Origin of the sequence: Pusillimonas sp. SM2304 (assembly GCF_031628915.1) — a bacterium.
GTDB lineage: Bacteria > Pseudomonadota > Gammaproteobacteria > Burkholderiales > Burkholderiaceae_B > Pusillimonas_C.
The window spans coordinates 167,838-193,167 of the sequence record NZ_JAVLUJ010000003.1 but is presented as its reverse complement, the minus strand read 5'-3'; the positions used below and the strand labels follow the sequence as shown (position 1 = coordinate 193,167).

At 62.5% G+C, this 25,330-nt stretch carries 21 protein-coding genes; 18 read left to right on the top strand and 3 right to left on the bottom strand.

The window, feature by feature from the left end:
- Window positions 1–14 precede the first annotated feature (14 nt).
- From gdhA to trxA, 3 genes are all read right to left on the bottom strand, one after another.
- On the bottom strand, window positions 15–1,358 hold the full coding sequence (gdhA, locus tag RE432_RS15780; protein ID WP_310934463.1) for an NADP-specific glutamate dehydrogenase: 1,344 nt from the start codon (window positions 1,356–1,358) through the stop codon (window positions 15–17).
- A 152-nt stretch (window positions 1,359–1,510) separates the two neighbouring features.
- The gene (gene rho / locus RE432_RS15775; protein WP_310934462.1) at window positions 1,511–2,767 is read right to left on the bottom strand and encodes a transcription termination factor Rho; all 1,257 of its coding nucleotides are present in this window, start codon (window positions 2,765–2,767) and stop codon (window positions 1,511–1,513) included.
- Between the two features lie 69 nt (window positions 2,768–2,836).
- Window positions 2,837–3,163, bottom strand: coding sequence for a thioredoxin TrxA (gene trxA / locus RE432_RS15770; protein ID WP_310934461.1), 327 nt, complete (start codon window positions 3,161–3,163; stop codon window positions 2,837–2,839).
- 232 nt (window positions 3,164–3,395) lie between these two features.
- Between trxA and RE432_RS15765 the strand changes: the two genes are divergently transcribed.
- The 18 genes from RE432_RS15765 (at window position 3,396) to trmD (ending at window position 25,223) form a co-directional block, all read left to right on the top strand.
- Window positions 3,396–5,357 (top strand): DNA topoisomerase IV subunit B, encoded by a 1,962-nt coding sequence (locus RE432_RS15765; RefSeq protein WP_310934460.1) that lies wholly within the window; start codon window positions 3,396–3,398, stop codon window positions 5,355–5,357.
- Between the two features lie 18 nt (window positions 5,358–5,375).
- The gene (parC, locus tag RE432_RS15760) at window positions 5,376–7,679 is read left to right on the top strand and encodes a DNA topoisomerase IV subunit A (RefSeq protein ID WP_310934459.1); all 2,304 of its coding nucleotides are present in this window, start codon (window positions 5,376–5,378) and stop codon (window positions 7,677–7,679) included.
- A 47-nt stretch (window positions 7,680–7,726) separates the two neighbouring features.
- Window positions 7,727–8,761: a CDP-6-deoxy-delta-3,4-glucoseen reductase gene (locus tag RE432_RS15755; protein WP_310934458.1), complete on the top strand. Its 1,035-nt coding sequence runs from the start codon at window positions 7,727–7,729 to the stop codon at window positions 8,759–8,761.
- Between the two features lie 69 nt (window positions 8,762–8,830).
- Complete coding sequence (locus RE432_RS15750; RefSeq protein WP_310934457.1) at window positions 8,831–10,084, top strand: D-amino acid dehydrogenase; 1,254 nt, start codon at window positions 8,831–8,833, stop codon at window positions 10,082–10,084.
- 6 nt (window positions 10,085–10,090) lie between these two features.
- On the top strand, window positions 10,091–11,410 hold the full coding sequence (locus tag RE432_RS15745; RefSeq protein ID WP_310934456.1) for an extracellular solute-binding protein: 1,320 nt from the start codon (window positions 10,091–10,093) through the stop codon (window positions 11,408–11,410).
- 224 nt (window positions 11,411–11,634) lie between these two features.
- Complete coding sequence (locus tag RE432_RS15740) at window positions 11,635–12,531, top strand: TcpQ domain-containing protein (RefSeq protein ID WP_310934454.1); 897 nt, start codon at window positions 11,635–11,637, stop codon at window positions 12,529–12,531.
- Window positions 12,531–14,111, top strand: coding sequence for a hypothetical protein (locus tag RE432_RS15735; protein WP_310934453.1), 1,581 nt, complete (start codon window positions 12,531–12,533; stop codon window positions 14,109–14,111). Before RE432_RS15740 ends, RE432_RS15735 begins: the two co-directional genes overlap by 1 nt.
- 1 nt (window position 14,112) lies before the next feature.
- Window positions 14,113–15,510 (top strand): type 4b pilus protein PilO2, encoded by a 1,398-nt coding sequence (locus RE432_RS15730; protein WP_310934452.1) that lies wholly within the window; start codon window positions 14,113–14,115, stop codon window positions 15,508–15,510.
- Window positions 15,497–15,850: a hypothetical protein gene (locus RE432_RS15725; protein WP_310934451.1), complete on the top strand. Its 354-nt coding sequence runs from the start codon at window positions 15,497–15,499 to the stop codon at window positions 15,848–15,850. Before RE432_RS15730 ends, RE432_RS15725 begins: the two co-directional genes overlap by 14 nt.
- Window positions 15,847–17,562: an ATPase, T2SS/T4P/T4SS family gene (locus tag RE432_RS15720; protein WP_310934450.1), complete on the top strand. Its 1,716-nt coding sequence runs from the start codon at window positions 15,847–15,849 to the stop codon at window positions 17,560–17,562. The genes RE432_RS15725 and RE432_RS15720 overlap by 4 nt, the downstream gene beginning before the upstream one ends.
- Complete coding sequence (locus RE432_RS15715) at window positions 17,559–18,692, top strand: hypothetical protein (protein ID WP_310934449.1); 1,134 nt, start codon at window positions 17,559–17,561, stop codon at window positions 18,690–18,692. Before RE432_RS15720 ends, RE432_RS15715 begins: the two co-directional genes overlap by 4 nt.
- A 29-nt stretch (window positions 18,693–18,721) precedes the next feature.
- A complete protein-coding gene (locus RE432_RS15710; RefSeq protein WP_310934448.1) occupies window positions 18,722–19,282 on the top strand; it encodes a type 4 pilus major pilin in 561 nt (186 codons plus the stop codon).
- 10 nt (window positions 19,283–19,292) lie between these two features.
- Window positions 19,293–20,321, top strand: a complete 1,029-nt coding sequence (locus RE432_RS15705; protein ID WP_310934447.1) for a hypothetical protein — start codon at window positions 19,293–19,295, stop codon at window positions 20,319–20,321.
- A 43-nt stretch (window positions 20,322–20,364) separates the two neighbouring features.
- Window positions 20,365–22,986: an alanine--tRNA ligase gene (gene alaS, locus RE432_RS15700; protein ID WP_310934446.1), complete on the top strand. Its 2,622-nt coding sequence runs from the start codon at window positions 20,365–20,367 to the stop codon at window positions 22,984–22,986.
- 22 nt (window positions 22,987–23,008) lie between these two features.
- Window positions 23,009–23,269 carry a sulfurtransferase TusA family protein gene (locus RE432_RS15695; RefSeq protein WP_310934445.1) on the top strand — a complete coding sequence of 87 codons (261 nt, stop codon included), beginning with the start codon at window positions 23,009–23,011 and terminating at the stop codon, window positions 23,267–23,269.
- A gap of 170 nt (window positions 23,270–23,439) precedes the next feature.
- Complete coding sequence (rpsP, locus tag RE432_RS15690; protein ID WP_310934444.1) at window positions 23,440–23,694, top strand: 30S ribosomal protein S16; 255 nt, start codon at window positions 23,440–23,442, stop codon at window positions 23,692–23,694.
- Window positions 23,695–23,769: 75 nt separating this feature from the next.
- Window positions 23,770–24,390, top strand: coding sequence for a ribosome maturation factor RimM (gene rimM, locus RE432_RS15685; RefSeq protein WP_310934443.1), 621 nt, complete (start codon window positions 23,770–23,772; stop codon window positions 24,388–24,390).
- An 80-nt stretch (window positions 24,391–24,470) separates the two neighbouring features.
- Window positions 24,471–25,223, top strand: coding sequence for a tRNA (guanosine(37)-N1)-methyltransferase TrmD (trmD, locus tag RE432_RS15680; RefSeq protein WP_310934442.1), 753 nt, complete (start codon window positions 24,471–24,473; stop codon window positions 25,221–25,223).
- Window positions 25,224–25,330 lie beyond the last annotated feature (107 nt).

The window sequence follows — 25,330 nt, the reverse complement described above, 5'->3', positions numbered from 1 at the left end:
CGGGGGAAATACGGCTAGTAAATACCTTGCTGCAACATGGCGTCGGCCACTTTGACGAAACCGGCAATATTGGCGCCATTGACGTAATTGACCGACCGGCCTTCGACGGTGCCGTGCAGCACGCAGTTTTCATGGATGTCGCGCATGATGGCGTGCAGCTTGGTGTCCACTTGCTCGCGCGTCCAGCAAAGCCTTTGCGCGTTCTGGCTCATTTCCAGTCCTGACACCGCCACGCCGCCGGCATTGCTCGCCTTGCCGGGCGCGTACAGGATCTTGGCGTGAACAAATGCGTCGACCGCCTCGAGGCTGGTGGGCATGTTGGCGCCTTCCGCCACGCAGCGCACGCCATTGCTGATCAGGGTTTGAGCGTCTTCCAGGTCGAGTTCGTTCTGTGTGGCGCAGGGCAGGGCGACATCCACCGGCACGTGCCATGGACGCTTGCCGGCCTCGTAGACCAGGTTGAGCCGCTCGGCATAGGTTTCGACCCGGCCGCGCTCTTCGTTCTTGATGCGGCTCAGTTCGGCAAGCTTTGCCGGCGTGAAACCGGCCTTGTCGATCACGGTGCCGTGCGAGTCCGATACCGTGACCACTTTGGCGCCAAGCTGCATGCATTTCTGGATGGCGAACTGGGCAACATTGCCCGAGCCCGACACCGATACCGTGAGCCCTTCGATGGACTGGTGGGCATGCTTGAGCATTTCTTCGGCGAAGTAGACCGTGCCGTAGCCGGTGGCTTCCGGGCGGATCAGGCTGCCGCCGAAACTCAGGCCTTTGCCGGTAAACACGCTCGCCGACGAATTCGAGATTTTTTTCATCATGCCGGTCATGAAGCCGACCTCTCGGGCGCCTACGCCGATGTCGCCCGCGGGCACGTCGGTGTCCGGGCCCAAGTGGCGGTACAGCTCGAGGATGAGCGCTTGGCAAAAACGCATGACTTCGCCATCCGACTTGCCTTTGGGGTCGAAGTCGGAGCCGCCTTTGCCGCCGCCCATGGGCAGTGTCGTCAGGGCGTTCTTGAAGGTCTGTTCGAAAGCCAGGAATTTAAGAATGGACAGGTTGACCGAGGGGTGAAAGCGCATGCCGCCCTTGAACGGGCCGATGGCCGAACTGTGCTGGATGCGAAAACCCCGATTGGTTTGTACTTGTCCTTGATCGTCGACCCAGGAAATCCGGAACTGGATGGCGCGTTCGGGTTCGACCAGGCGCTCAAGCAGGCCTTGATCCGCATAGCGGGGGTTCTGCTCGATGAATGGCCACAAACTGTTCATGACTTCTTTGACCGCCTGCATGAACTCGGGCTGATTCGGGTCGCGGGCGCGAAGTTGGTCAAGAAATTGTTCGAGAGTAGGTAGTTTCATCAAGAGTGCTCTGTTGTATGTACTGAGTAAGCAAGGCTCAGTGAAGTTTGAAAATGGAAGGTTCTGGGACCGGCCTGCCAGCCGTCGGCGAATGCGGACGGATATCGCAAGTAAGCCTCTCGTGAGAGAGGCTTACAGGTGTGGCTTGCCGCTTATTTTTTCATCATGTCGAAAAATTCGGCGTTTGTTTTGGTTGCGCGGATTTTGTCCAAAATAAACTCCATGGCTTCGATCTCGTCCATATCGTGAATGAACTTTCGAAGCACCCAGACTTTCTGTAGAAGCTCGGGTTTGATGAGTAGCTCTTCGCGGCGCGTACCCGATTTGTTCAGGTTGATCGCCGGGTAGACGCGTTTTTCAGCCAGGCGGCGTTCCAGGTGGACCTCGGCGTTGCCTGTGCCTTTGAATTCTTCATAAATGACTTCGTCCATGCGGCTGCCGGTCTCGACCAGCGCGGTGCCGATGATGGTCAGCGAGCCGCCTTCCTCGACGTTGCGGGCTGCGCCGAAGAAACGCTTGGGCCGTTGCAGGGCGTTGGCATCGACACCGCCGGTCAATACTTTGCCGGAAGCCGGGACGACGGTATTGTAGGCGCGCGCCAGGCGGGTGATGGAGTCGAGCAGGATCACGACGTCTTTCTTGAGCTCGACGAGGCGCTTTGCTTTTTCGATCACCATTTCGGCCACCTGGACGTGGCGCGTGGCCGGTTCGTCGAAGGTGGAAGCCACGACTTCGCCGCGGACCGTGCGCTGCATCTCGGTGACTTCTTCAGGGCGCTCGTCGACCAGCATGACGATCATGATGGCGTCGGGGTAGTTGGTGCTGATCGCATGGGCCATATGCTGCATCATGACCGTTTTGCCCGACTTGGGGCTGGCGACGATCAGGGCGCGCTGCCCTTTGCCTATGGGGGCAAAAATATCCAGGATGCGGCCCGTGATGTTCTCTTCGCTTTTTATGTCCCGCTCAAGCGTCATGACCTCGTCCGGATGCAAGGGCGTGAGGTTGTCGAACATGATGCGGTGCTTGATGACCTCGGGCTGCATGCCGTTGACTTTGTCGACCTTGACCAGGGCAAAATAGCGTTCGCCGTCTTTCGGCGTGCGGACCTCGCCTTCAATGGAGTCACCAGTGTGCAGATTGAAACGGCGTATTTGCGATGGCGAGATGTAGATGTCGTCCGGGCTGGCCAGGTACGATGTCTCGGGCGAACGCAAAAAACCAAAACCGTCGGGCAGCACTTCAAGGACGCCGTCGCCGAAAATCTGTTCGCCCTGCTTGGCCCGGCGTTTCATGATGGCAAACATCAGTTCTTGCTTGCGCAACCGGCTGGCGTTGTCGATGTCGAGTTCGGCGGCCATTTCCAGCAGCTTGGAAACGTGCTGTGTTTTTAATTCGGTGAGGTGCATGTGAGAAGAGAGGGGGGTATTTGCAAAGTGGTGGCGAGCCCAGAAAAGGCTCGCGCGCAAAAAATGGTTCTACAGGGATTCGTCCAGGAACGTATTGAGTTGTGACTTGGACAATGCGCCCACTTTAGTGGCAGCCGCCTTGCCGTCTTTGAACAGCATGAGCGTAGGGATGCCGCGAACGCCGAACTTGGCGGCTGTCTCGGGATTCTCGTCGACATTGACCTTGGCAATGATAACACGGCCTTGGTATTGGCTGGCGGCCTCGTCCAGCAAGGGGGCGATCATCTTGCAGGGGCCACACCATGCTGCCCAGTAGTCGACCAATACGGGAACGTCTGAGTTGATGACGTCGGCCTCAAACGAGGCGTCGCTGACGTGTTTGATGGATTCGCTCATGATAAAAAGAAATAGAGGATGATGGGTGTATGAAAAAGGGGAAGGCTGGGCAACAACACCCTGTATGCTACGGGCGGCATGCCTGCGATTGTTGCCGTATTTCCACAAGCATACCACTGTAGGCGGCATGGCGCACAGGGGCTGGCCACAGCGGGATTTTTGCCCGGCCTGATGCAGAATCCATCCTTTCCGTAAAATACCGTAATTCCATTTCAGCAAATTCGAGACTAAATTGGCTACACCACGCTACGACGAAGCATCCATCCGGGTTCTGAAGGGGCTGGAACCCGTAAAGCAGCGGCCCGGCATGTACACCCGAACCGACAATCCGCTGCATATCCTGCAAGAGGTCATCGACAACGCGGCCGACGAGGCCCTGGCGGGCTTCGGCACGCAGATCAAAGTCACCCTGCATACTGATGGCAGCGTATCGGTCGAGGACGACGGCCGCGGCATTCCAGTGGGCATGCATCCCGAAGAGCATGCCCCGGTGGTCGAGCTGGTGTTTACGCGTTTACATGCGGGGGGCAAGTTCGACAAGAAATCGGCGGGCGCTTATGCCTTTTCAGGCGGCTTGCATGGCGTGGGGGTATCCGTCACCAACGCCTTGTCCACGCGTCTTGAAGTATTGGTGTGGCGCGGCGGCAGCGCGCACGAACTGGTCTTTGCCGACGGCGCGGTGCATACGCCCCTGCGCGAACTGGAGCCGGTGGGGCGCAAGAAAACCGGGACGCGTGTGCGGGTGTGGCCCGATCCCAAGTATTTCGACACCGCTGTCCTGCCTGTCGCCGAACTGGTCCATGCCTTGCGCAGCAAGGCTGTCCTGCTCAGCGGCATCAAGGTTTCGCTGAGCATCGAAAAGACGGGCGAGACGCGCGAATGGCAATACCAGGAAGGGCTGCGCGGCTATCTTGACGAGGCGCTGGGCGATGCTGAAAAAATCATTCCGGTTTTCGAAGGCAAACAGTATGCCGCCGATGATGACGAATCATTTGCGCTGGGCGAGGGCGCGCAGTGGGTCGTGGCCTGGACGCTGGACGGCGCCGTGGTGCGTGAATCCTACGTCAACCTGATCGCCACCACAGCCGGCGGCACGCACGAGGCGGGCCTGCGCGATGGCCTGTTCACGGCGGTCAAGTCGTTTGCCGAATTGCACAGCCTGGTGCCCAAAGGGGTCAAGCTGCTGGCCGACGACGTGTTTGCCCGGGCCAGTTTCGTCTTGTCGGCCAAGGTGCTCGATCCGCAATTCCAGGGGCAGATCAAAGAAAAGCTGAACAGCCGCGACGCGGTCAGGCTGGTCAGCGGCTTCGTCAAGAATGCGCTGGATCTATGGCTCAACGCCAATGTCGAATACGGTAAAAAGCTGGCTGAAAGCGCCATCCGGCAGGCACAGGCCCGGGCCCGTTCGTCCCAGAAGGTCGAAAAGCGCAAGAGTTCAGGCGTGGCCGTGCTGCCGGGCAAGCTGACCGACTGCGAATCGGATGACACCTCGCGCACGGAACTCTTCCTGGTCGAAGGGGATTCGGCCGGGGGCTCCGCCAAGATGGGGCGCGATAAAGAATTCCAGGCCATCCTGCCTTTGCGGGGCAAGGTGCTGAATTCCTGGGAAGTGGACCGGGACCGGCTGTTCGCCAATAATGAAATCCACGATATTGCCGTGGCGATCGGGGTCGACCCGCATGGGCCTGGCGATGCGGCGGATCTGTCCGGCCTGCGCTACGGCCGGATTTGCATTCTGTCGGACGCCGATGTGGACGGTTCGCATATCCAGGTGTTGCTGTTGACGCTGTTTTTCCGGCATTTCCCCAGGCTGGTCGAGGCGGGCAACGTCTATGTGGCGCGTCCGCCGCTGTTCCGGGTGGACGTTCCCGCCGCCGGAAAGCGGCCGGCCCGCAAGGTTTACTGCCTGGATCAGGGCGAACTGGAGGCGGTGCAGGACAAGCTGCGGGGCGAAGGCGTGCGGGAAGGCTCCTGGAGCATCAGCCGCTTCAAGGGCCTGGGCGAAATGAGCGCCGAACAGTTGTGGGACACCACCATGAATCCCGACACGCGGCGCCTGATGCCCGTGACCTGCGGCGAACTGGGTGTCGCCGCCACCACCGACATGTTCGACATGCTGATGGGCAAAGGTGAATCGGCGCAACGCCGGGTCTGGCTCGAGGAAAAAGGCAATCTGGCCGAGGTCGACGTTTAACCTATAGCGGGATAAAAAATGGATAGTACACAAGCAGGCCTGTTCGACGGCGAACAGAACGGCCAGGGCATTACCCTTGCGCATTACGCCGAGCAGGCATATTTGGATTACGCGGTATCCGTGGTGCGCGGCCGCGCCTTGCCCGATGTGGCCGATGGGCAAAAGCCCGTGCAGCGGCGCATTCTTTACGCGATGCAGGCCATGGGCCTGGGGCCCGGCGCGAAGCCGGTGAAATCGGCCCGTGTGGTGGGCGATGTGCTGGGCAAGTATCACCCCCACGGGGATCAGGCGGCCTACGACGCCATGGTGCGGATGGCCCAGGATTTCGTGCTGCGCTACCCGCTGGTCGATGGGCAGGGCAATTTTGGCTCGCGCGACGGCGATAATGCGGCGGCGATGCGCTACACCGAAGCCCGCCTGACGCCTTTTGCGCGCATCCTGCTCGATGAACTGGACGAAGGCACGGTCGACTTTGCCGCCAACTACGATGGCAGCCAGAAAGAGCCGGTATTGCTGCCGGCGCGCCTGCCGGTCATGCTGCTCAATGGGGCGTCGGGCATTGCCGTTGGCATGGCCACTGAAATCCCCTCGCATAACCTGCGCGAGGTCGCCAAGGCCTGCGTGGCGCTGATTCGCAACCCCAAGCTGCCAGACGAAGAGCTGTACGGGCTGGTCCCGGGGCCCGACTTTGCGGGCGGCGGCCAGATTATTTCGTCGCCCGCCGATATTGCGCACATCTATGCCGGCGGCAGAGGGACGATCAAGGCCAGGGCGCGCTGGCAGTTCGAGGAGTTGGCCCGCGGGCAATGGCAATTGGTGGTCAGCGAGTTGCCGCCGGGCGCCTCGTCGCAGAGAATCCTGGAAGAGATCGAAGACCGCACCAATCCCAAGATCAAGGCCGGCAAGAAAAGCCTGACGACGGAACAGCAGCAGACCAAGGCGTTGATGCTGGGCCTGCTGGACGCCGTGCGGGACGAGTCCGGCAAGGACGCCGCCGTGCGCCTGGTGTTTGAACCCAAGACCAGCCGCATCGACCGCGATGAATTCGTCAATACCTTGCTGGCCCAGACCAGCATGGAAGGCAGTGTATCGATCAACCTGGTCTGCATCGGCACGGATGGACGGCCCGGCCAGCGTTCGCTGCGGCAGGTGCTGACCGAATGGCTGGGCTTCCGCGCCCACACCATGACGCGCCGGACGCAGTACCGCTTGGACAAGGTCACCGATCGCATCCATGTCCTGGAAGGCCGCATGGTGGTCTACCTGAATGTGGACGAGGTCATCCAGACCATACGCGAGTCGGATGAGCCGCGTGCGGCCTTGATGCAGCGCTTTGACCTGAGCGAGCGGCAGGCGGAAGACATCCTGGAAATGCGCTTGCGCCAACTGGCCCGCCTGGAAGGCTTCAAGATCGAGAAAGAACTGGCCGCCCAGCGCGATGAGCAGGCCGCCCTGCGCGAACTGCTGGACAATCCCAACGCGTTCAAGCGCCTGATGATCAAGGAAATCGAAGCGGATGCCAAGCAATACGGCGACGACCGGCGTACCTTGATCGAGGCGGCGGAGCGGGCCGTGCTTGAAAACCGGGTAGTTGAAGAACCCGTTACCGTGATCATTTCCCAGAAAGGCTGGCTGCGGTCGCGCCAGGGGCATGGCCACGATGCGGCGCAGTTCAACTTCAAGGCGGGCGATGCGCTGTACGACGCCATAGAGTGCCTGAGCACCGACGATCTGGTGGCTTTTTCCAGCACAGGCCGTGTCTACACCGTGGCCGTGTCCAGCCTGCCCTCGGCGCGGGGGGACGGCCAGCCGGTCACGTCCATGATAGAAACCGAACAGGGCGCCCGCATTACGCATATGATTGCGGGGCGTGCGCAGCAGCGCTATGTGGTCGGGACGCAATCCGGCTACGGTTTCATCACGACCCTGAAAGACCTGACCACGCGCCAGCGCGCCGGCAAGCAGTTCGTCACCCTGGAAAAGGGCGATACCTTGCTCAAGCCCGTCTTGTTGCGCGACACCGACCAGTACCTGGCCATGCTCGCCAAAAAAGGCCGTTTCCTGGTGGTCGAGCTGGCCGAGCTGAAACGCTTGTCCGGGGGCGGGCGGGGTACCATTTTGATGGGGTTCGATGCCGGAGACGCCCTGGCCCAATGGGTGGCCGTGGGCCCCCAGGGCATTGCCGCAAAAGGCGTGTACCGCAATAAGGAAATCATCGAAACGCTGGGGCTGGATGCTCTGGCTGAATATATCGGCAAACGCGCCCGCAAGGGGAAAAACCTGTCGGTCAAAGTCAAGCAAGCCCAGCTTTTGCCCGTTTAGTTAAACTTGTAGGTGTTTCTATTTATTCTTCTTTACGATCAGGCGTTATGAGTTTCAAAGTCGCGGTTCAGCCCAGCAATCATGAGTTCACGGTCCAGGAAGGGCAGTCCGTCCTGGATGCGGCACTGGCCGCAGGCATTGTCTTGCCCTACAGTTGCCGCAATGGCGCCTGCTCCACATGCAAGGGCAAGGTGGTGGAAGGGTCGTTCGAGGCGGGCGAGAGTCCCGCCCAGATCCTTTCGCCCGAAGACCTGGAGCAAGGCTATACCCTGTTCTGCCAGGCCCGGCCTACGTCGGACCTGGTGATCGAGGCCCATGAAATCCGCATGGCAAGCGATATCCAGATTCGCAAGATGCCTTCGCGCGTGATGGGCATCGAGCAGCCCGCCGCCGATGTCATGATCGTCAAGCTGCAACTGCCGGCCGCCGATCCGTTCCGCTACTACGCAGGCCAGTACCTTGAGTTTATTTTGAAAGACGGGCGCCGCCGCAGCTACTCCATGGCCACCCCGCCCACTGAAAACAACCTGGTCGAACTCCATATCCGCCATATGCCGGGCGGGGTGTTCACCGACCACGTGTTCGGCGCGGGTGAAACGCAGATGAAACTGCGGGAAATCCTTAGGGTCGAAGGGCCTTTCGGCTCCTTTTTCCTGCGCGACGATAGCGCCAAGCCGCTGGTGTTTCTGGCCAGCGGCACCGGCTTTGCGCCGATCAAGGCCATCGTCGAGCGTATGATATCGACCGGGGACCAGCGCCCCGCGGTGCTGTATTGGGGCGGGCGTCGTCCGGCCGATCTGTATATGCGCGAGCTGGCCGAGCAGTGGGAGCGGGATTTGCCCGGCTTCCGCTTCGTGCCCGTGATCTCCGAGGCGCAGGCCGGCGACGGCTGGAGCGGGCGCACCGGTTTCGTGCACCAGGCCGTCATGCACGATATTCCCGACCTGTCGGGTTATCAGGTCTACGCCTGTGGTGCGCCGGCCATGGTAGAGAACGCAAGAAAAGACTTCATCCAGCACAATGGCCTGCCTGAAGACGAATTTTTTGCTGATGCCTTCACCACCGAGGCCGATACGGTCTAGCAAGGTGTCCGGTCTGGAACAGCCATCGCACGGCGCGTCGTTCAAGCAGCCTTAAAGAAGGAAAAGACCATGAAAATTGCGGTACTGGGTAGCGGCATCATCGGAACATCCACGGCATGGTGGCTGAATCAGGCCGGCCACGAGGTGGTGGTCATTGACCGGGAAAGCGGTCCCGCCCAGGAAACCAGCAGGGCCAATGGCGGGCAGATTTCGGTGTCTTATTCCGAGCCCTGGGCGAATCCGCGGGCGCCGCTGAAGCTTCTGCGCTGGCTCATGAAGGACGATGCCCCCATGCTGTTCAGGCCGCAGTTCGACCCCAGGCAATGGTGGTGGGGCTTGATGTTCCTGCGCGAATGCCTTCCCGCCCGCCTGGCGCCCAATATACGCGCCTTGGTGCGCATGTCCGAGTACAGCCGGGGCACCTTGCAATCGATGCGCCGCGAACTGGACATACAGTACCATCACCTGGAGCGCGGCATCCTGAACTTCTATCGCGATCAGGCCGAGTTCGAGGACTCCCAAAGAATGGCGGGCGTGATGCGGGACTTTGGCGTGGACCGGCGCATTGTCAGCACCGATGAGATCATCCAGCTGGAACCTGCGCTGGCCGGCGCCCGCCATGTCATCGTGGGGGGCGATTACACGGCCGAAGACGAAACCGGCGATGTCTATCTGTTCACGACGGCGCTGGCCGACAAGGCCCGCCAGGCGGGTGTCGAGTTTCGTTTTTCGACGCAGCTCAGCCGGCTGATATCGGTGGGAGGGCGCATCGAAGGGGCCGAGGTGATCAACCCGGACGGGCTGTACGAGATCTTGCGCGCCGATGCCTATGTGGCCGCGCTGGGTTCGTATACGCCTCAATTTGTAAGTCCACTCGGCGTGCCGTGCAACGTCTATCCGGCCAAAGGGTATTCCGCCACCTTCGACATCCTGGACCCTCAGGCAGCGCCCATGGTCAGCCTGACCGACAGCGCGCACAAAGTCGTGTATGCCCGGCTGGGGAACCAGCTTCGCATGGCCGGTACCGCTGAATTGTCCGGCTACTCGCGGGCCATCAATACAAACCGTTGCCAAAATATGCTGGCGCTGGCGCGCGAATTGTTCCCAACCGCGCTTGATTTTGGTAATGTACGCTACTGGTCGGGCCTGCGCCCCACAACGCCTTCAAATGTTCCGCTGATCGGCAGAACAAAAATTCAGAATCTGTTCCTGAATACCGGGCACGGCACCTTGGGCTGGACCATGGGCGCCGGTTCAGGCCGTGCGTTGGCCGACCTGATATGCGGCCGCAAGCCCGAACCCGATTTTCCTTTTCTAGGTTAGCCTTTTATGAAACGACCTTGGTTTTTCGACGCCCCGTGCTCGGGGCGCACTATTGCGTGGGCGAGCGCCGGCGCCATGCTGATGGCTTCCATGGCTGCTGCGGCGGCCACGGATATCGAAGTCTGGCATTCGCTTAACCCTTACAACAAGGGCGTGTTCGAAGATCTCGTCAAGGACTTCAATAAGGAACAGAAAGACGTCAAGGTCAAGCTCAAGGCCTTTGACCGGGAAGACGACATCGAAGCGGCGCTGGCCGGCGCCAAGAAACGCGAAGACCGGCCTCAACTGGTCCAGCTGGACGACGACCGGGCTCCCGACGAAGTCGCTGGACGCTCGTATATTCAGCCCTTGAATACCTTGCTGGCCAAACACCCCATCAAGGATGCCAAGTGGTTCCTGGACGATAAAAACACCTTTGCGCGCGACAGCAAAGGGCGGCTGGTGGCGTTCCCCTACATGGTGGATATCCCCGTGATGTTCTACAACATCGACGCATTCAAGAAAGCCGATCTCAAGCCTACCGTTCCGCAGCGCAACTGGGCCAGCCTGCAAGACCAGCTGGTGACGCTTGCCAACAACGGCTCGCGTAAATGCCCGCTGACCAGCGACCAGCCGGTATCGGTCAATCTTGAAAATCTTGCCGCCGTCAACAATCAGCTGTATGCCAGCAACGATAACGGGCTCAAAGGCAAGGGCAAACCCGCTTTTTCGTTCGACGTGCTGTACATACGCCATTTGTCGATGATGATCAGCTGGGTCAAGTCCGAGCTCATGGTCAAGCCTGAATTCAACGCCAATGCCACCAAGCGTTTTGCCAATGGCGAGTGCGCCGTGCTGTTTTCCACATCCAGCAATATCGGCTGGTTCAGCGATAACCGGAAGCTCGATTTCTCGGTAGCCGGCCTGCCGTACTATCCCCAGGTCACCGCCAAGCCGGGCAACGCCTTCGTGGGTGGTTCGGCCTTGTGGGCAACCGCCGGGCACTCCAAGGAAAGCGATGCCGCCAGCGCCCAGTTTCTGGCTTGGCTGGCCCAGCCCAAGCGCGCCGCCGATTGGTATCAAGAGACCGGTTTCCTGCCGCTGACGCATCAGGCATTTGATCAAACCGAAAAGGGCTATTACAAGAATCTGGGCGAATGGCAGGAATTGGTCGCCGCCTATGCGCGCAATCCCGGCGCCAATGGCCGCGGTTTCCGCATCGATAATTATCCCAAGATCCGCGCCATGTTCCACGACACGCTGGAAAAGGCCCTGAGCGGCAATCAATCCGCGCCCGCCGCGTTGAAGACGGCGGCGGCGGAAGCGGGCAAGATGATGCGCAAGTAAGCCGCGCAGCCGGCCGGAACGGGTGGATAAGTCCGCCCCGTATCGCGGTCGTTGCGCATACGCTGGACATAAAGCCAAGCAATTGTTTTTGCTTGGCTTTATTGTTTTTGCCTCCAAGACAAAACAGGCTATCCGTGGAAGCCGGTCTGGCGGGACGTGCCGGGAGCCGCGCAAGATAGCGGCAACGCCAAAAGGTGGCGCTGTTCCTGTCTTGGGTGTGAACGATGATCAGAATCATTGCTGCGTTGATGTTCCCGGTCTTGCTGCCTGCCTGCGCCGCCGTGCCCGATTGGTTTGCGCGGCCGCCCCAGGCAAGCGGCCCGGTCCGGTCCGCCTTGGCCCGCTACAGTTTTGACTGGCGGCTTTCCGGCAGCCAGGCTGTGGCGCCCATGCAGGTTTTTGACGACGGCCGCCGGACCTGGCTGCAGTTCGCGCCGCATCAGCCGGTGCCCGCCATCTTCGAGCGTGCCGCGGGTGGCGAGCGCCCGCTTAGCTACGCGCGGGAAGGCCCTTATATCGTCTTGCCGGGGGTCTGGCCCGAGCTGGTGTTCCGGGGCGGTGCGCTGCAAGCCATGGCGCGCCGCATGCCCGGCGGCTCCGCTGATACGGACGGCGCCCAAGCCACGAGGCAGCACGATGCACCGGTTGATGGCGGGCCAAGGCAGGCATCCGGCAAGGCGGCCGACGCAGCCGCCGCGCAGGTTTCCGCCGTCTCCGTGCCATCCGTGGCGGAACCCCAGGCCTTATCGGCCAGCGCAGCACCCGACGCCTCGCAGGCTGCAGCGCCGATGGCGGCCGGCCATGCGCCTGATCCGGCCGTCTCCGCCGAGCACTACCAGGTCAGCCCTCGCGATCTGACCTTGCGCGCCGCCCTGGCCAGATGGGCCAGGGCGGCAGGCTGGACCTTCGAGCCTGAACACTGGACGGTGGATGCGGACATTCCCATCGTGGGGTCGGCCCGCTTCGATCTCGAGTTCAAGCCCGCGGTGCAGGAACTGGTGGCCTCGACCGAACTGGCCGACAAACCGCTGCAGCCGTGCTTCTACTCCAACCGCGTATTGCGCATCGTGCCCTATGCACAGTCCTGCGACAGAACGGTTGGTTCATCGAGGGCGTCGTAATGCGTCTGCTCCTTGTCGCCGGATTGTGTCTGATGCTGTCGGCTTGCGCTCTGGGGGAGCAGGTCAAGCAGATTGCCGCGTCAGTCGGCCAGGCGCGCCACGCGGCCCAAGACAGGCATGAGCGCTTCGCCCGCGCCGCCAGCAGTGCGCAAGCGCGGCGATCCGCCCAGGACGTCGGCCGCCCCTGGCTTGCCGGCCGGGCCCAACCCCTGGCCCGGGAAGTGAGCTTGCCCCCGGCGTTGCGTGCCGACGTCAATACCACACTGATGTTTGCCCAAGGCCCCATGGACCTGGCCGCCATCGCCCAGCGTATTACGGCGGCCACGCAGATACCGGTGCACATCAGGCCCGATGCCTTGCTGCCGCTCGAACGTTTCCTGCCGCGCCTGCAGCTCGCCGGCCAGGCCGGCGCTGTGATCAAAGCACCCGCTACGGTGACGCTGGCCGGCGGCCCCGAACCCCTGGCGCGCATCCTGGATCGTATCGGCGCCCGGCTGGGCATCATGTGGCGGTATCAGCAAGAACGCATCGAGTTCTACCGTACCGAAACCCGTATGTTCAATGTGCGGGCACTGGCGCTCAATGCCAGCGCCGAGGCCTCGCTGGGGCTGGGCGGCGGGGCGGCCTCGGACGGGTTCGTCAGCACGTCGCGCACCACTTTGCGCAGTGGGGAACACGATGCGCTTGCGGTCGTGCGCGCCCGCATAGCGCCTTTTCTGTCCCTGTCCGGCGTACTGGTTGCCGAGCCGGGCGCGAGCGCGTCCGTCATTGTCACCGATACCCCTGAAGTCCTTGAGCGCATCGGCGCCTACATCGAGCAGGAAAATCGCGCCCTGACACGCCGGGTGCGGCTGGTATTCGAGGAACTGACCGTGGTCATACGAGACAGCGCCGAAGCGGGCCTGGACTGGAATCTGGTTTTCTCAAGCGCCAAGCTTGCCGCCGCCATGACCATGCCCGGCGCAAGCGTGGGGGACCCGGGGTCCATCAGCCTGGGCCTGAACCAAGGCGCGTTCCAGGGGTCTGATGCCGTGGTCAAGGCCTTGAGCCAGGTCGGTCAAGTCGTGCGCCGCAGCAGCCTGCCGGTGCTGACGCTGAACCGGCGTCCGGTCACCCATGCCGTGCGGACTACTTTTTCCTATATCGACAAGGTGCAGACAACGGCGCTGGCCAGCGGGGCGGGCATGGCCTTGCCATCCGTGTCCGTGAGCCAGCGAGAGGAAACCGTGGGGTCCCTGCTGACCTTGGTGCCCGACGCACAGGATGACGGCCAGGTGCTGCTGTCGGTAGCCTACGACAACACCGTTGCGCAGCCGCTCAAGTCAGTCACGTTCGGCGACAAGAACAACCCTTTGCAATTGCAGCAAATCACCATCGACGGCAACGGCACCGTCCAGCAAGTGGCGCTGCAGCCCGGGCAGCCCCTGCTCATTTCAGGCTTCGACCGCTCGCAAGAAGAAACCGAGGGCAGACGCTTGAATCCGGGCATGCCGCTGGCGCTGGGCGGCAGCGACCGGGCGTCGCGGGAAAGCCTGATGACGGTGATGATCGTCACCGCGCAGGTCGAAGAGGGATTCTGACATGGCTCACATCGCAGAACCGTTGCTGCTGCCCCGGTCTTCCTGCACGCTGGTATTCGGCTTGCACTGGTTTCCGCTGGTCGGCAGCCGGTCCGGCAAAGCCGGCCGGCGCCTGGCGCGGCAGCACCGATCGACGCATAGCGTATTGCCCGAAGGCGAGCTTGGCGCCATCGGGGTCGTCGCGCTGAAAAACCGGGCATTGCGCAAAACAAGCCTGTACTCGGCGGCACAGAACGTGGGGCAGCTTTTTACCTCGGGCACGATTGCCGCGCTGCTTGAAGTGGAGCGCGTGGGATATTGGCTGGTGGCGGTGCACGAAGGCGCAGTGGTGGCGCGTACGGACCAGCTGTATCGCAACAAGGAAGATGCCGCCGAGGTGATCGACAGCCTGCGTCAGGCCTATCCCCAGTTGCGTGTGCTGCTTACCCCGGAAGATGGCCTGCCGACGCTGGAAGCCATCGAGGCGGCCAGTTCTTCCCGCAGCCTCTTGCAGCCCGTCAGGCGCTGGCCTGCCATCATGCCCTGGCCTGTGCAGGGCTTTGTCCTGGCGCTGATCCTGGTGCTGCTGGTGCCGCGGGTCTGGCAAGTGTTTGACTATGCCCAGCCTGCCGCCGCCGGTCAGGCGCAGCCCGAACCCGAGCAAGCCTGGCGCGCGGCCGTCGCCCGCTCGGGCAGCCAGCGCAGGGTGCATGGGGTCCAAGGGACCACGGCCTTGCTGGATGCCTTCCATGCGCTGCCTGTCGGCTTGGGCGGTTGGTTGCTGCGCCGGGCCGATTGCCGGGCAGAGGGGCAGCGCTGGCATTGCCAGGCACGCTACGAGCGCAGCGGCCCGCAAGCCAGCAACCGCTCGTTTCTGGCCCTTGCGCCGCCGTCGTGGACGATCGCGTTTTCCTCTCTGGATCATGTCGCCGCCCATTGGCAGGCCGAGGCTTACGGCTTGCCCCTGACGCGTTTGAAGCTGCCCGCCACCGCTGAGCAGGACAAGGATCTGCTCAGCGCCCTGCAGGGCATCATGCCCGGCTTTGCCCAGATGCGCATCGGCAGGCCGGGGGCTATTCCGCTGTCTGTTCCCACCGATCACCAGGGCCAGGCATTGGAGCGGCCAGCGGGCCAGGCTGTCTATGTTTCGCGTCCGGTGCATGTCAGCGGTCCATTGCGCTCGGCCAGCCTGTTCCTGCCTCATGCCGCGTTCGCCGCCTGGGAAAAAGCCACGCTCACATTAAGCCAGGCCGAGCGGCCCGGCTTGAAGGACAGCCGGTTGAATCTTTCTCTTCAAGGGGTCTTCTATGAAACCGATCAAATTATGGATGATGTGTCTGCTGTGCGCTGCGCCGGGTCTGGCGCAGGCCACTGCGCCGGACAACGAGGATCTGGCAGCGCAGCAGATGTCGGTGCGTGAACTGATGCGCCTGGACACTGACCTGGCGCTGGCGCAGGCCCGTAATCGCCTGCGCCAGCAGCGCGGCAGACCGGATCAGCCCGAGGCGGGCGCGATGCCCGCCCGCCACGGCAATCTCAAGCTGGTGGCGCTATACGGCGTTGGCAAGAAACTGCTTGCCGAAGTGGCGATCGGCGGGCAGGCGCATGTATACATGCGCGGGCAGCCCTTGGCCGTCGGCGCGAAGGCCGGGCCGTCAACCTATCTGTTGCGGGGCATGTCCGGGTCCTGCGTCCACCTTGAACGCGGCGGTGAAGCACACACGCTGTGTCTGAATCCCGTTTTGGGGACAGCGGAATGAGGGCCGTCTTTCCGGCCTGGGGCCGTTCCGCTGCATCACGGTCCGGCCTGATGGCGCCGGCCGAACGCTTCGACTCGTCGGCTGCCGTGACCCTCTCCAATGCCGATGAGCTGGCGGGCATGGAACCCGGCTTTCTTCGCTCTTTAAGCAGCCAGTTCGACGTCGATGCGCTGGCCAGCCGGCTAAGCCCTGTGTTGCTGGAGGACCAGACAGTAGCCATTTTTTCGCTGGCCGAACACGTGGGCAGCGATCAGGCCGATGAACTGGCCCGCCGTATTGTCCAGGCCGGGTACCCGTTGGCCAGCCCCGCGCGCTACATCCTGGCGGCCCCTTTGCTGCTGGCCGTGGCGCGCAGCCAGGTTACGCCGCAGTCGCTGTCCCGTTCGCCCCGGCTGCGGCTCGAGCAATCCAGAACGGCGCTGGAGGAAGCGTTTCAGGACTTGCTGGAGTGGGGCGCGCGGCACGATGCCAGCGACATTCACCTGAATGTCCGGCTGCACGAGGCCGAGTCCGAGGTGAAATACACGGTGTCCGGGCGCTATCTGGCGCCCGAACGCTTCCGCCGCATGCCCACCAGTACCTTGGTCGATATGTTGTCGGTGGCATGGATGGATATTCGTGGCGGCAATGGGGCCGTGTTCGATCCCTTCATCGAGCAGCAGGGCAGCCTGTCCAGGCGGGTCGATGGCCAGGGCATGATACTGCGCTGGGCTTCGCTGGCCGCCGACGCGGGCCCCAGCGTGTGTCTGCGCTTGCTGCGCCGCGACACCTCTTTGCGGCTGCCCGGCCTGGATCAACTGGGCTACCTGGCGGATCAAATCGAGCTCATCAACCGTGTCATGCTGTCCGAAGGCGGTGCGGTGGTGTTTGCCGGGACGGTGGGCTCGGGCAAGTCGACGAGCCTGGCGTCATTGATGGCCGGGCTGCCCGCGCACCGCAAGATCATCACCATCGAAGATCCAGTCGAATACCTGATCCCCGCGTCCATACAGAATACGGTTGCCCGGCACCTTGATGGCGCCGCGCATGGCAGCTATGCCTCGAAACTCAGGGCGCTCAAGCGGTCGGCCATGACCGATGTCTTGCTGGGCGAAATACGCGACCAGGAAACGGGCCGGGCGTTCATGGACCTGGCCGGTTCCGGCGTGAACGTCTACACCACGGTGCATGCGCCGTCCGCGGCGCACATACCCGACCGGCTGGCCTCTGACTTCATCGGCGTGTCGCGTGATTTCCTGGCCACGCCGGGCATGCTCAAGCTCCTGGTTTTCCAGGCCTTGCTTCCGGCCGTATGCCCCCAGTGCGCGCTGCCTGCTGGCGAACTGCTGAACGGGGGCGAGCATCTCGATGGCATACATCGCAGCGGCACGCAATGGCAAGCGTGGCTGGGGCTGGTTCAGCGGCTCTACCCGCATTCAAGCCCGTCGTGGCGCATACGAAACCCGGAGGGCTGCCGCGCCTGCCGCAAGGAGCGCTTGCCCGAACTGAACGGCTACGCCGGCCGTACGGTAGTTGCTGAAATCATCGAGCCCGGGCTAGGCTTGCAGGCAGGCCGTTCCGCCATGGCGTGCGCCGTGCACAAGGCGTCTGAAGGCGGCATCGACTTGCGCGACATCGAGGTCCGTTTCCACGCTTTTGAAACCGAATATGCCAGGCGCCATGCGAAAGAAGAGCGGCCACCGCCTGCAGCGCACCTGAGGGTGGTGCCGTGACCCGCCGCCGTTCCGGGTTGCGGGGCATGCATGGCTTGCGCGCCGTGCTCCATCGCGTGGACTGCTGGCGGTTTTCGGCGATGCGTGCCGATTACTACGACTATCTGTCCGCCTTGCTGCAAGGAATGCAAGGCGTGCGCACCCTTAGGGATGTCTTTGAGCTGGACGCGCGCCGCTACGGGCCCGCGTCGGTGCGCGGGCGTCTGTCCAGGCACTGGATGCAGGCCTATCAGGCTGCCGGCGGCGACCTGTATGCCACATGGCTGGGCAGTTTTCCCCAAAGCGAACTGGGCTTGCTGCGTGCGGCGCAAGCCTTTGGGAATGCGGCCCTGCTGCGCACCTTCGGCGAACTGTCTCAGGCCCTGCATCTGACGCAGCAGGCCAGGCACATCCTGACGTCGACGCTCTGGGCCGCTGCCGCGGCCCTGGCCATGCTCTTTGCCATGCTGCTGGCGGTGCCATGGTTGACTTTGCCCCGGCTCTTGCATGCTTTTGCCGCGGTTCCGCTCGACTACTACGGCCGCCTGACCACACTGCTGATCCGTTTCGCGGCGGCTATCCAGGCGCACTGGATGTTCCTGGCCGTGCTGGCGGCAGGGGGCGCAGGCCTGCTGCTATGGTCGCTGCCCAATACCGGCGGACGGCTTCGCCATCGGCTTGATCGCCATGCCTTCTGGCGCCTATACCGCTATATCCATGCCTTGCGCTTCCTGGGCCTGCTGGCCATTCTGCTCGCGCGCGACGATGTCGGTTCGACGCAATTGCGCGCCGCGCTGTCGCTGCAGCGCGTTGGCCTATCGCGCTGGCTGGACAGCTACCTAAGCGCCATGCTTGCCCGGATCGACGCCGGTGTCGCCGGGGCGGGCACCTTCGATGTGGGGCTGCTGGATCGCGAGCAATTCTGGTTCCTGAGCGACATGGTCATGGCCAAGGGCCTGCATGGCGGGCTGGTGCTGGGCACCGCGCGCTTGCGCCGCCATGTGCTGGGCGTCACGGCCAGGCAGGCCCAGGTGCTGCGCTGGTGCCTGTTGATGGCCTGCCTGGCCGGCCTGCTGGGCCTGGGCCTGTGGCACTACGCCGTGATCGATGAACTGCGCCGCTCACTCATGCTTTTTCATGCCAGTCAATAAAGCCTGGCCTTTTCCTACAAGGAGCTATCATGCCTGCAATCCGGCTTGCCCAGCAGGGCTTTTCACTGATCGAAGTGTCCATCGTCACGGCCATCGTGCTTTTGCTGGCCATCATCGGCGTCCCGGCCATTGGCGGCTATGTCGTCGAGAACAAAGTCCCCAAAGTGGGCGAAGAGCTGGCGCGCTTTATTCTGCAGACCAAGGTCAACGCGCCGAATGGGTCCACCACACCCTATGCGGGGATAGCCACATCCAACTTTGCGAATCTGGTGCGCGATTCCAGCATTTTCACGGTGTCGGGGGCCGACGCGGCGGTCAAGGTGCTGCATGGCCTGGGGTCGGATGGCGAGGTCAACGTGGCCGAAGCGCAATCGGGGGCCGCGTTCTCCATTACGCTGTCCCGGGTACACAATGCCGCCTGCCCGTCCATCGCGTCGGTGATGCAGCGGGTGTCGGACACCATGACGGTGGCCGCCCAGGGGCAGGCGGCGGTCACGATCAAGGACGGCAGCACGCATTACAGCGCGCTGGCCGCTGAGTCGCGCTGCGCCAAGGGCGACGTCAATACCTTTGTTTTCACGGCCAGCTAAGGCTTCGGTCATGGGTAGAAGGTCCCAGCAGGGCTTCGCCCTGCTTGAACTGATCGTGGCCGCCTTGCTGGTCACCCTGCTTGCCGTATGGGGGGCGCAGACGCTGGCGAACCGGCTCGACGATGCCAGCGCCCAGGCCAACGCCGCATGGATGCTGTCGCTGCGTGAGTCCGTGCAGCGCTATCTGGAGCGCTACGCAAGCACGCTGGCGCTGGCCGGGCATGGCGCCGTGTCTGGCCCTGCGGGATACGCCGACTGGTCCCGGCCCACCCTGGCCGAGCTGAAGGCGGATGCCCTGCTGCCGCAAGGGTTTCCGGCGCGGACGATGCTGGGCGGCGGCGCGTCGGTGCGCGTGATCCGCCAAGGGGATTGCCCAGGCCGCGATTGCCGTATCGATGCATTGATCCATAGCAACACACCTTTTCTGACCAAGCGTTCAGGGCATGTCAGCGAGCAGATGGTGGCTCAGTGGCTGATGGCCAGCCGGGGCTGGGGAGGGTGGGTGGCCGGCGGCCGGCCGCATGTCGTGGGCGGGGCGGCATTTCAGTACCCCAATCCGCCTTGGCCAGGCGAGCCCTTGCCGGCCGGTACCGTGGCATTGGCTGTTACGCATGGGCAACTGCGCGACGCCGATTTCCTTAGGGTGGGCGACACACGAGACCCGGAGTTTCAAGGGACCGCCACGGTCCAAGGGAATATTTCGACCGGCGCCGACCTGCACGTGCGGCGCTACGTCTACCTGGGAACCTCCGAAGAGCGGTTCATGCCTTGCGGCGGCGATGGCGCGGTCAGCCGGGAGGCGGGCGGGGGGCTGCTGATCTGCCGCGACAGCCTTTGGCTTCCGGCCAGCCGCAGCGGCAGCGGGGGATTTTCAACCAATGAATGGTGGGGATGCCAAAGCAACTTGGGGACGTCGACCGCCAATCCCGTCACCGGTGGCTGCAGTTGCCCGCCATACTCGGCCCCGGTGGTGATTTCCGACAGCGGCCCGCAGGCGTTTCCGGATGGCCGCACGGTGGGATATTTGTGCGTGGATTAGTGTTTATAATGTCCGGTTACCTATCAACCCGTGTTTTTCTGCAATGAAAACCTCCGAAATACGTCAGAAGTTTTTGTCCTTCTTCGAGTCGAAAGGACACCAGATCGTGCCGTCGTCCTCTTTGGTGCCCGGCAACGATCCGACCCTGCTGTTTACCAATTCGGGCATGGTCCAGTTCAAAGACGTGTTTACGGGGAAAGACACCCGCCCTTACACACGGGCGACGTCGTCGCAGCGCTGCGTGCGTGCGGGCGGCAAGCATAACGACCTCGAGAACGTGGGCTATACCGCCAGGCACCATACTTTCTTCGAGATGCTGGGCAACTTCAGCTTCGGCGATTATTTCAAGCGCGACGCCATTCAATACGCATGGGAACTGCTGACCACGGTCTATAAGCTGCCCAAGGAAAAACTCTGGGTCACGGTCTACCACGAGGACGACGAAGCCTACGACATCTGGGCCCAGGAAATCGGCGTGCCGGCCGAGCGCATCATCCGCATCGGCGACAACAAAGGCGCCCGCTATGCCTCGGACAACTTCTGGCAAATGGCGGATACCGGCCCTTGCGGCCCCTGTTCCGAAATCTTCTACGACCATGGCCCGGAAATCTGGGGCGGGCCGCCGGGGTCGCCCGAAGAAGACGGCGATCGCTACATCGAGATCTGGAACCTGGTGTTCATGCAGTTCGAGCGCGATGCCGCTGGAAACATGCCCTTGCTGCCCAAGCCCTGCGTGGATACCGGCATGGGCCTGGAGCGCATTGCGGCCGTTTTGCAGGATGTGCATTCCAATTACGAAATCGATCTGTTCCAGTCCTTGATCAAGGCCGCCGCGCGTGAAACCGGCGTCAGCGACCTGAGCAACAATTCGCTCAAGGTGATTGCCGACCACATCCGGGCATGCAGCTTCCTGATCGTCGATGGCGTGATTCCCAGCAACGAAGGCCGGGGCTATGTCTTGCGCCGGATCGTGCGCCGCGCGTTGCGCCACGGCCATAAGCTGGGCCAGTCCGGCGCATTCTTTCATCGCCTGGTCGCAGACCTGGTGGCCGAAATGGGCCATGCGTATCCTGAACTGGCCGCCCAGCAGGCCCGCGTCGAGCAAGTGCTCAAGCAAGAGGAAGAGCGCTTCAGCGAAACGCTGGAAAACGGCATGAAGATCCTGGATGCCGCACTGGCGGCCATTCCTGAAAAGGGTGTGCTCGACGGCCAGACTTTATTCACGCTGTACGACACCTATGGATTCCCCGTCGATTTGACGGCCGATATCTGCCGCGAGCGCGAAGTTCAGGTCGACCTCGATGGTTTCGAAGTAGCCATGAACCATCAGCGCGAGCAGGCCCGTGCGGCGGGCAAATTCAAGGCGGTCGAGGGCTTGAGCTACAGCGGCGTCGAAACCCGCTTCGATGGCTACGAGCATTTGCAGGGCCAGGGCGCCATCACCGCCTTGTATGTCGACGGCACGCCCGTCGATTCCATTGCGGCGGGCCAACAGGCCATTGTCGTGCTGGATGCCACGCCGTTCTATGCTGAATCCGGCGGCCAGGTGGGGGATGCCGGCGTGCTGCAGGCGGGTGGCACGCGCTTTGCGGTGGCCGATACCCAGAAGATCCAGAACGGTGTCTTTGGCCATCATGGCCAGGTGCTTGAAGGCGTGCTGGCCGTTGGCGATACCGTGGAGGCCCTGGTCGATACGCTGCGCCGGGCGCGCACGATACGCAACCATTCGGCCACCCACCTGATGCACAAGGCGCTGCGCCAGGTGCTGGGCAGCCATGTGCAGCAGCGCGGTTCCCTGGTCGACCCGGACAAAACCCGTTTCGACTTTGCGCACGATGCGCCCATGACGGCCGAGCAGATTGCGCAGGTCGAGCGCATCGTCAATGACGAAGTGCTGGCCAACCACGCCACGAAGGCGCAATTGATGGCCTACGATGATGCGGTGCAGGGCGGCGCCATGGCGCTGTTCGGTGAAAAATACGGCGACACGGTCCGCGTGCTCGATATCGGTTTTTCACGCGAGTTGTGCGGCGGTACGCACGTGGCGCGCACAGGCGATATCGGTCTATTCAAAATCGTTTCGGAAGGCGGCGTGGCGGCGGGTGTGCGCCGGGTCGAAGCCATTACCGGCGACAATGCCCTGGCCTGGGTGCAGCAAACCAACGATACGCTCGTACGCGCGGCGGGATTGCTCAAGACCCAGCCGGCCGAATTGGTTGACCGCATTGCGCTGATGCAAAGCCAGGCTAAAAGCCTGGAGCGCGAACTTGACCGGCTTCAAAGTAAATTGGCGGCGTCGGCCGGCAACGATCTGGCCAGCCAGGCCATTGTGCTCCAGGGCGATGCCAAGCTGTTGGTGGCCAGCCTTTCCGGCGCGGACCCCAAGGCCCTGCGCGGCATGGTCGATCAGCTTAAAGACAAGCTGAAGTCGGCGGTGGTGCTGCTGGCGGCGGTCGCTGACGACAAGATCAGCCTGGCAGCCGGCGTGACCGGCGATCTGGCCGGCCGTGTCAAGGCGGGCGATCTGGTCGGCATGGTGGCGGCGCAGGTGGGCGGCAAGGGGGGCGGGCGGCCCGACATGGCCATGGGCGGCGGCACCGATGTGGCTGCGCTGGCCGGGGCGACCGCCAGTGTGGAATCGTGGGTGCGCGAGCGCCTGGCCTGACGGCCTGTTGCGCGAACCGATCATGGCCGACAACACCCATGCCCCGTTGCCCGAGGCCGACCTCGAAGTCGATGCATCGGGCCTGAAATGCCCGTTGCCTATCCTGCGTGCCAAGAAAGCGCTGGCGCAGCTGGACGGCGGGCAGGTCCTCAAAGTCATTACCACCGATACGCACGCGGTCAAGGATTTCCAGGCTTTTGCCAAGCAAACCGGCAACGTGCTCGAGGCGCAGGTCGAAACCGGAAGCAGCGCCGTCCATTTCCTGCGGCGGCGGCCCGCTTGAGGCCGGCGCCGGCCTGCTGCCGCCATGCTGCGTCAAGGCGCGCCGGCGCACGATGCCAGCCTGTTGCTTTTTAACTGGTTATTTAAACGGTTCAAGGCAATTTGGTTTGCGAAGACAAGCCGAAAAGTGCTAGAATCTTTTGTTTTTCACAACATTTTCAAAGGATTACCATGGTTGTGATTCGTCTAGCCCGTGGCGGCTCGAAGAAGCGTCCGTTTTACAACGTTGTAGCAGCCGACTCGCGTAATCGCCGCGATGGCCGTTTTATTGAGCGCGTAGGCTTTTACAACCCTGTTGCCAACGAAGGCCAGGAAAACCTGCGTCTTGCCCTGGATCGCGTTCAGTACTGGACCGACAATGGCGCGCAACTGTCGCCTGCCGTCAGCCGCCTGGTTAAAGAATACTCGGCTAAAGCTGCTGCCTGATCGCCTGTTGCCATTGCAGGCCTGCCCGGTGCGGCAGTCTGCCGTTGTAACAGCCGATGATTGCAAAAGACTACAGTGAGTACGCCCGCGACGTTGTCCGCCGACCCGCCTGCTGATCTGGTGGAGCTTGGGCGCATCGTGTCCGCCTACGGCGTGCGCGGCTGGGTCAAAATTCAGCCTCACTCCTCAAACGGCCAGGTATTGCTTGCGGCAAAAACCTGGTGGTTGAAAGCGCCCGCCTTGAAAGCAAGCCCGGGCGCTTCGCCGTTGGCGTTCGCCGTACAGGTCCTTGCCAGCCGGCCCCAGGGCGCGACCGTGGTGGCCCAGCTCGACGCTGCGCCTGATCGCGATCGCGCTGAAGCCCTGAAAGCCCATACGGTATGGGTGCCCCGCGCCGATTTCCCGGCGGCGGACGACGATGAATACTATTGGGTGGATCTGATCGGCTGCAAGCTGTTTGGCGAGCACGAGGGCCGTTCGGTCCTGATAGGTCAGGTGCTCGACGTCATCGATAACGGGGCGCATGCGGTACTACGCGTAGGGCGGGCGACGGCCGATGCCGGCGGCGAACTGACTTTCATGCAAAATGAAAAAGGCAAAACGCTCGAGGTGCTTGTGCCCTTTGTCAGTGCGCACGTGCACACGGTCGATATCGCCGCCCAAAGACTTGAAAGCAACTGGCCGGCTGAATTCTAGGCTGACTGGTTCGCGCAGCCGCCTTACCTGGCCCGTCCCGTTTCACATGCTATTTTGCGGAAAAATTGGGGGACGCAACCATGCGTTTTGATGTGATTTCGCTGTTTCCCGACATGTTTTCCCTGGTCCGCGACCTGGGGGTGACAGGGCGCGCCCATAAGCAGGAGCGATGGTCGTTGGGCCTGTGGAATCCGCGCGACTACACGCATGATGTGCATCGCACCGTCGACGACCGGCCTTATGGCGGCGGCCCCGGCATGGTGATGATGGTCGAGCCGCTGGAGCAGGCGGTGCATGCCGCCCAGGCCTGCCGGGCGGAAGCCGCCGCTACCCCGGTGATCTTGATGAGCCCGACCGGCAAGCGGTTCGATCAGGCGATGGCGCAGGAACTGGCTGCCGGCCAGGGCGCCATCCTGGTTTGCGGACGTTACGAAGGGGTGGACCAGCGTTTTATCGACCGTTGCGTCACGCACGAGGTTTCCCTTGGCGACTTTGTGATGTCGGGCGGCGAGATCGCCGCCTTGGCCATCATGGACAGTGTGCTGCGTTTATTGCCCGGCGTGTTGAACGATGCCGAGTCGGCCAGGCAGGATTCCTTCCATGAAGCCCTGACCGGTTTGCTGGACAGCCCGCATTACACCCGGCCCGAACAGTATCAGGACATGGCGGTGCCCGCCGAACTCTTGTCCGGCCATCATGCCAATATTTCAGTCTGGCGCCGCCGCCAGTCTCTCAGGCTGACCGCTGCCCGCCGGCCCGACCTTATCGACGCTGCGCGGCGCGATGGCTTGCTGTCGAAGGCGGACGAGAAATTCCTGAGCGAACTGGAATAACCGGCCGCTAGGGCATATAAGCTGTCCGTCGGGCGCGGCTCGCCTGTTCTGGCGCGGCCTGCCTGTCCTTTTTTACGCGCCGATACGGACTGCCGTCAATGACAAGC

Bases quoted from the DNA above. Each gene is read 5' to 3' on its own strand.
- gdhA (WP_310934463.1), bottom strand. From the start codon at position 1,358: ATGAAACTACCTACTCTCGAACAATTTCTTGACCAACTTCGCGCCCGC.
- rho (WP_310934462.1), bottom strand. From the start codon at position 2,767: ATGCACCTCACCGAATTAAAAACACAGCACGTTTCCAAGCTGCTGGAA.
- trxA (WP_310934461.1), bottom strand. From the start codon at position 3,163: ATGAGCGAATCCATCAAACACGTCAGCGACGCCTCGTTTGAGGCCGAC.
- parC (WP_310934459.1), top strand. From the start codon at position 5,376: ATGGATAGTACACAAGCAGGCCTGTTCGACGGCGAACAGAACGGCCAG.
- RE432_RS15755 (WP_310934458.1), top strand. From the start codon at position 7,727: ATGAGTTTCAAAGTCGCGGTTCAGCCCAGCAATCATGAGTTCACGGTC.
- RE432_RS15750 (WP_310934457.1), top strand. From the start codon at position 8,831: ATGAAAATTGCGGTACTGGGTAGCGGCATCATCGGAACATCCACGGCA.
- RE432_RS15745 (WP_310934456.1), top strand. From the start codon at position 10,091: ATGAAACGACCTTGGTTTTTCGACGCCCCGTGCTCGGGGCGCACTATT.
- RE432_RS15740 (WP_310934454.1), top strand. From the start codon at position 11,635: ATGATCAGAATCATTGCTGCGTTGATGTTCCCGGTCTTGCTGCCTGCC.
- RE432_RS15735 (WP_310934453.1), top strand. From the start codon at position 12,531: ATGCGTCTGCTCCTTGTCGCCGGATTGTGTCTGATGCTGTCGGCTTGC.
- RE432_RS15730 (WP_310934452.1), top strand. From the start codon at position 14,113: ATGGCTCACATCGCAGAACCGTTGCTGCTGCCCCGGTCTTCCTGCACG.
- RE432_RS15725 (WP_310934451.1), top strand. From the start codon at position 15,497: ATGTCGGTGCGTGAACTGATGCGCCTGGACACTGACCTGGCGCTGGCG.
- RE432_RS15720 (WP_310934450.1), top strand. From the start codon at position 15,847: ATGAGGGCCGTCTTTCCGGCCTGGGGCCGTTCCGCTGCATCACGGTCC.
- RE432_RS15710 (WP_310934448.1), top strand. From the start codon at position 18,722: ATGCCTGCAATCCGGCTTGCCCAGCAGGGCTTTTCACTGATCGAAGTG.
- RE432_RS15705 (WP_310934447.1), top strand. From the start codon at position 19,293: ATGGGTAGAAGGTCCCAGCAGGGCTTCGCCCTGCTTGAACTGATCGTG.
- alaS (WP_310934446.1), top strand. From the start codon at position 20,365: ATGAAAACCTCCGAAATACGTCAGAAGTTTTTGTCCTTCTTCGAGTCG.
- RE432_RS15695 (WP_310934445.1), top strand. From the start codon at position 23,009: ATGGCCGACAACACCCATGCCCCGTTGCCCGAGGCCGACCTCGAAGTC.
- rpsP (WP_310934444.1), top strand. From the start codon at position 23,440: ATGGTTGTGATTCGTCTAGCCCGTGGCGGCTCGAAGAAGCGTCCGTTT.
- trmD (WP_310934442.1), top strand. From the start codon at position 24,471: ATGCGTTTTGATGTGATTTCGCTGTTTCCCGACATGTTTTCCCTGGTC.